The sequence below is a fragment of the Pseudonocardia pini genome, assembly GCF_013870575.1.
GTDB classification, from domain to species: Bacteria; Actinomycetota; Actinomycetes; order Mycobacteriales; family Pseudonocardiaceae; genus Pseudonocardia; species Pseudonocardia pini.
In genome coordinates, this window is sequence record NZ_JACBXB010000438.1 from 1 (window position 1) to 4,558 (window position 4,558).

At 73.7% G+C, this 4,558-nt stretch carries 5 protein-coding genes; 4 read left to right on the plus strand and 1 reads right to left on the minus strand.

Annotation, left to right across the window (positions count from 1 at the left end; all coding sequences use genetic code 11):
* Positions 1-13: 13 nt before the first annotated feature.
* Positions 14-628 carry a response regulator transcription factor gene (locus H5J29_RS21665; RefSeq protein WP_181782879.1) on the plus strand — a complete coding sequence of 205 codons (615 nt, stop codon included), beginning with the start codon at positions 14-16 and terminating at the stop codon, positions 626-628.
* Positions 629-631: 3 nt separating this feature from the next.
* On the opposite strand, the gene H5J29_RS21670 is transcribed toward H5J29_RS21665, so the two are convergent.
* On the minus strand, positions 632-1,513 hold the full coding sequence (locus H5J29_RS21670) for a LysR family transcriptional regulator (protein WP_181782880.1): 882 nt from the start codon (positions 1,511-1,513) through the stop codon (positions 632-634).
* Positions 1,514-1,632: 119 nt separating this feature from the next.
* Here H5J29_RS21670 and H5J29_RS21675 point away from each other — a divergent pair, with 119 nt between their 5' ends.
* The 3 genes from H5J29_RS21675 to H5J29_RS21685 form a co-directional block, all read left to right on the plus strand.
* Positions 1,633-2,952, plus strand: coding sequence for an MFS transporter (locus tag H5J29_RS21675; RefSeq protein WP_181782881.1), 1,320 nt, complete (start codon positions 1,633-1,635; stop codon positions 2,950-2,952).
* Positions 2,949-4,367 carry an amidohydrolase family protein gene (locus H5J29_RS21680; RefSeq protein WP_181782882.1) on the plus strand — a complete coding sequence of 473 codons (1,419 nt, stop codon included), beginning with the start codon at positions 2,949-2,951 and terminating at the stop codon, positions 4,365-4,367. Before H5J29_RS21675 ends, H5J29_RS21680 begins: the two co-directional genes overlap by 4 nt.
* Positions 4,367-4,558 (plus strand): DUF1275 family protein (locus tag H5J29_RS21685; RefSeq protein ID WP_181782883.1); only part of this gene is annotated, 192 nt, incomplete at its 3' end. The genes H5J29_RS21680 and H5J29_RS21685, both read left to right, overlap by 1 nt.

The following is a 4,558-nucleotide window of genomic DNA, read 5'->3' on the forward strand; positions in this document are numbered from 1 at the left end:
CCGCGGAGTCCTCGTGATCCGGGTGCTCCTGGCCGACGACCAGGCGATGGTGCGCGGTGCGATCGCCGCGATGCTGGGGCTGGAGCGAGACATCGAGGTGGTCGCGCAGGCGGGCAGCGGGGACGAGGTGCTGCGCGCGGCAGCGGAGGCGAAGCCGGACGTCGCCCTGCTCGACGTCCAGATGCCCGGCGGCACGGTCCCCGACGGCATCGCCGCGGCCGCCGAGCTGCACCGCAGCCTGCCGAGCTGCCGGATCGTCATCCTCACGACCTTCGGCAGGCCCGGGTACCTGGCGCGGGCGATGCTGGCCGGGGCGTCGGGGTTCGTGGTGAAGGACTCGCCGCCCGAGCAGCTCGCCGACGCCGTGCGGCGGGTGCACCAGGGTCTGCGGGTGGTCGATCCGGTGCTCGCGGCGGAGTCGCTGTCCTCCGGGGCGAGCCCGCTGACCGCCCGGGAACGGGACGTCCTGCTCGCCGCGGCCGACGGTGCCACCGTCTCCACCATGGCGCGGCGGCTGCACCTGTCCGAGGGCACCGTCCGCAACCACCTCTCCGCCGCGATCGGGAAGACGGGTTCCCGCACCCGCGCCGAGGCCGTCCGGACCGCCGACGAGCGCGGCTGGCTCTGAGGCTCAGCCCAGTGACCCGGCCACGGAGTCGATCACGGTGAGCAGGGCGCGGGTGGGCGCGGCGGTGTCACCCGTGCGGGAGACCGCCCAGACCGAGCGGGTCGGGCCGTCGACCACCGGCACGGTGACCAGGTCCGGGAACGCGACGGCGGGACCGGCGGGCAGCAGCCCGACGCCGAGCCCCCGACGCACCAGCTCGACGATCAGCTCCGTGCTGTCCACCTCGAGCCGCGGCACCCGGGACACCCCCGCCTCGCGGAACATCCGGTCGGTCTCCGCGCGGGTGCCCGCCCCGAGCGGGTAGTCGACCAGCCGCAGGTCGGCGAGCTCGGCGACCCGCACCCGCCGCCTGCACGCGAGCGCGTGCCCGGGCGGTGCCAGCACCAGGATCTGCTCGCTCCACAGCCTGCGGAACTCCAGGCCCGGGGTGACGCGCCCGGCCCGCGCCCCGACGATCCCGACGTCCACGGTCCCGTCCCGCACCTCGCGCACGATCACGCTGCTGATCCGCGAGCTGACCGACACGGTGATCCCCGGGTGCCGCTCCAGCAGCGCGGCGAGCACCGCGGGCAGCACGACCGCGCTGGTGCTGGAGATGGTGCCGATCCGCACGGTGCCGCCGACGTCGTCGGTGGGGCGGACGTCGTCGGCCAGCCGGTCCACCTGGCCCAGGATCGTGCGCGCGCGGGCCAGGACGAGCTCGCCGGGCGCCGTAACGTTCACGTTCCGGCTGGATCGCTCGAAGATGACCACGCCGAGCTCGGTCTCCAGCGCCCGCACCTGCGCGCTGACCGCCGACTGCGCGAGTCCGAGCTGCTCAGCGGCCCTGGTGAAGTGCTGGTGCTCGCCGACGGCCACCACGCAGCGCAGCTGACGCAGGTCCACATCCATCTCCTCACGAGATCGATCCATCGCGACGATCTCTTGGACAGCACATTACCCAGGCCTGACGATGTGCCCGGCGCAGCGCGGCGACCCTGCCCCTCCTCCGGTGAAGGACTCCCATGCCCCAGCCTCCAGCCCCCCGGCGCCGCTCCGACGTCCGCGCGGTGACCGCCGCGGCGATCGGCAACTACGTCGAGCTGTTCGACCTGACCGTGTTCGGCTTCTTCGCCGTGACGATCGGGCAGCAGTTCTTCCCGAGCGACGACCCGACGGCGTCGCTGCTCTCGGCCTTCATCACGTTCGGGCTCGGGTTCGTGGCCCGGCCCGCGGGCGCGCTGATCCTCGGCAGGCTCGGCGACAAGCACGGTCGCAAGCGGCTGCTGGTGATCACCATGCTCGCGATGGCGGTCGCGAGCCTGGGCATCGCGGTGCTGCCGACCTACGCCTCGATCGGCGTGGCCGCGCCCGTGCTGCTGGTGGTGTTGCGGCTGCTGCAGGGCTTCGCGGCGGGCGGTGAGTGGGGCGGGGCCGCCGCGCTGATCACCGAGAGTGCGAGCGAGCGCAGGCGGGGTCTGTTCGGCAGCTTCCACCAGGCGGGCTTCGTGCTCGGCACGCTGACGGCCACGCTGTGCGCCTTCGTGCTCAACGCGAGCCTGACCGAGGAGCAGCTGGGGGCCTGGGGCTGGCGGATCCCGTTCGTCATCGGGTTCCTGCTGGTCCCGATCGCGCTCTACATCCGATCGGGCATCCGGGAGCCGGAGGAGTTCCAGGCGATCGACACGGACGTCGAGCAGCGCACGCCGCTGCGCGAGGCGCTCACGCAGCACTGGCGAGGCATCCTCGCGGTGATCGGCATCGGGGGCTTCGGCACCGCGACCGGCTACGTCGCCAACCAGTTCCTCAACGCCTTCAGCGTCGGTCAGCTGGGCATGGCGCGCGGCACGGTGACCGGTCTGCTCGTCGTCGGGTCGGCGTTCTGCCTGGTCCTGATCCCGGTCTTCGGTGCGCTGTCCGACCGCATCGGCAGGCTGCCGCTGCTCGGTGGCGCCGCGGTGCTCTTCCTCGTGGTCGCCTACCCGATGTTCGCGCTGTTCGTGGGCAACCCCGGGGTGCCCTCGCTGCTCGCCCTGATCCTCGTGCTGCAGCTGGTGATCAGCGCGTCGATCGGCCCGATGGTGGCCGCGCTGGCCGAGCTGTTCCCGGCCCGCGTCCGCACGACCGGGCTCTCGCTGGGCTACAACGTCACGGTCGCCCTCTTCGGCGGCTTCGCGCCGTACATCGCGACCCTGCTGGCCGACGGCACCGGGTCGCTGACCGCGCCGATCCTCTATCCGATGGCGATCGCGCCGCTGGCGATCGGCACGATCTGGTGGGTCGCCCGTCGACAGCGCGCGGGCGAGCTGCGGGGCGTCCCGGTCGTCGAGGGGAGCCCGGCGTGAGGACCCTGGTGACCGACGCCGTCGTCGTCCCCGTCGACGGGCGGGTGGACCACCTGCCCGCGCACGACGTCCTCGTCGAGGACGGGGTGATCCGCGCGATCGTCCCCACGGGGACCCGCGAGCACCCGGGCGCAGAGGTGATCGACGGCCGCGGCTGCGCGGTGCTCCCGGGCCTCGTGAACACCCATCTGCACAGCTGGCAGACCCTGCTGCGCGGGACGGGCGCGGACTGGGTGACCGACGACTACTTCACCCGGGTCCACGCCGGACTGGCGCGGCGGCTCGTCCCGGAGGACAACCTCGACTCGACGTTGCTGGGCATGTGGGGCCAGCTCGACGCGGGCACGACCACCGTCTTCGACTGGTGCCACGACAACCGCACCCCCGCCTTCTCCGACCACTCGGTCGCCGCGCTGCGCGAGTCCGGGGTGCGGGCGGTGTTCGGGCACGGGACCGTCAAGCCGCCGCCGCGGCCCGGCGAGCCCCACTTCTCGCGGGTCCCGCACCCGCGCGGCGAGGCGACGCGGCTGCGCGCCGAGCTGGCGGACGACTCCGCGCTGGTCACGCTCGCCCTGTGCATCCTGGGGCCGGACTACTCCACGCTCGAGGTGACCCGCGCGGACCTGGCGCTGGCCGCGGAGCTGGACCTGCCGACGTCGGCCCACGTGTGGGGCACGGCGAACCGGCTGGTCGCCGACGGGTACCGGGTACTGGAGAAGGAGGGGCTGCTCTCCGCGCGGCACAACCTCGCGCACGGCAACTTCCTCGGCGACGAGGAGCTCGCGGTGCTCACCGGGGCGGGCGTCTCGGTCACGGCGACCCCCGCGGCCGAGATCCAGGGCACGCCGCGCAGGCCGCTGCTGGAGCGGGTCATGCGGGCGGGCGGCACCCCTGCGCTGGGCACCGACTCGGAGATCACCACCTCGGCGAGCATGCTGGAGACGATCCGGCGCAGCCTCGACGTCGAGCGCCACCACGCCGTGCTCGAGCTGGACCGGCTCGCCGAGGCGGGCACCGACCCCGCGCTGAACGCCAGGATCGCGGCGTCGCTGGAGGGGATCGCGAACGCAGGCGGGTCGCTCAACGAGCGGGTCTCGGTCACCGCGATGCAGGCGCTGGAGTGGGCGACGATCAACGGGGCGCGGGCGCTCGGGATGGCCGACCGGATCGGCTCGCTCGAGCCCGGCAAGCGGGCCGACCTGATCCTCGTCCGGCTCGACGACCCCAACATCGCCCCCGCCACCGACCCGGTCGGGGCCGTGGTCACCCACGCGCACAGCGGGAACGTGGACACGGTCCTCGTCGACGGGCGGGTGGTGAAGCGGGACGGCAGGCTGCTGGTCCGCGACCGCGCCCGGGAGGTCGGGGCCCGGCTGGCCGAGCGAGCCGCCGCGCTCGCGGCGGAGCCGGGCTGATGGAGCGTCGTACCGCGGCGATGCTGGTGGCGACCGTGGTGACCGGGATGGTCGACGTGGTGTCCTTCCTGGCGATGGACCATGTGTTCGTCGCGAACATCACCGGGAACCTGGTGTTCCTGGGCGTCGCGGTCACCGGCGGCCCGTTCCCCCCGCAGGCGCCGCTCGCCGTCGGCGGGTTCCTGGTCGGG

Bases quoted from the DNA above. Each gene is read 5' to 3' on its own strand.
- H5J29_RS21675 (WP_181782881.1), top strand. From the start codon at position 1,633: ATGCCCCAGCCTCCAGCCCCCCGGCGCCGCTCCGACGTCCGCGCGGTG.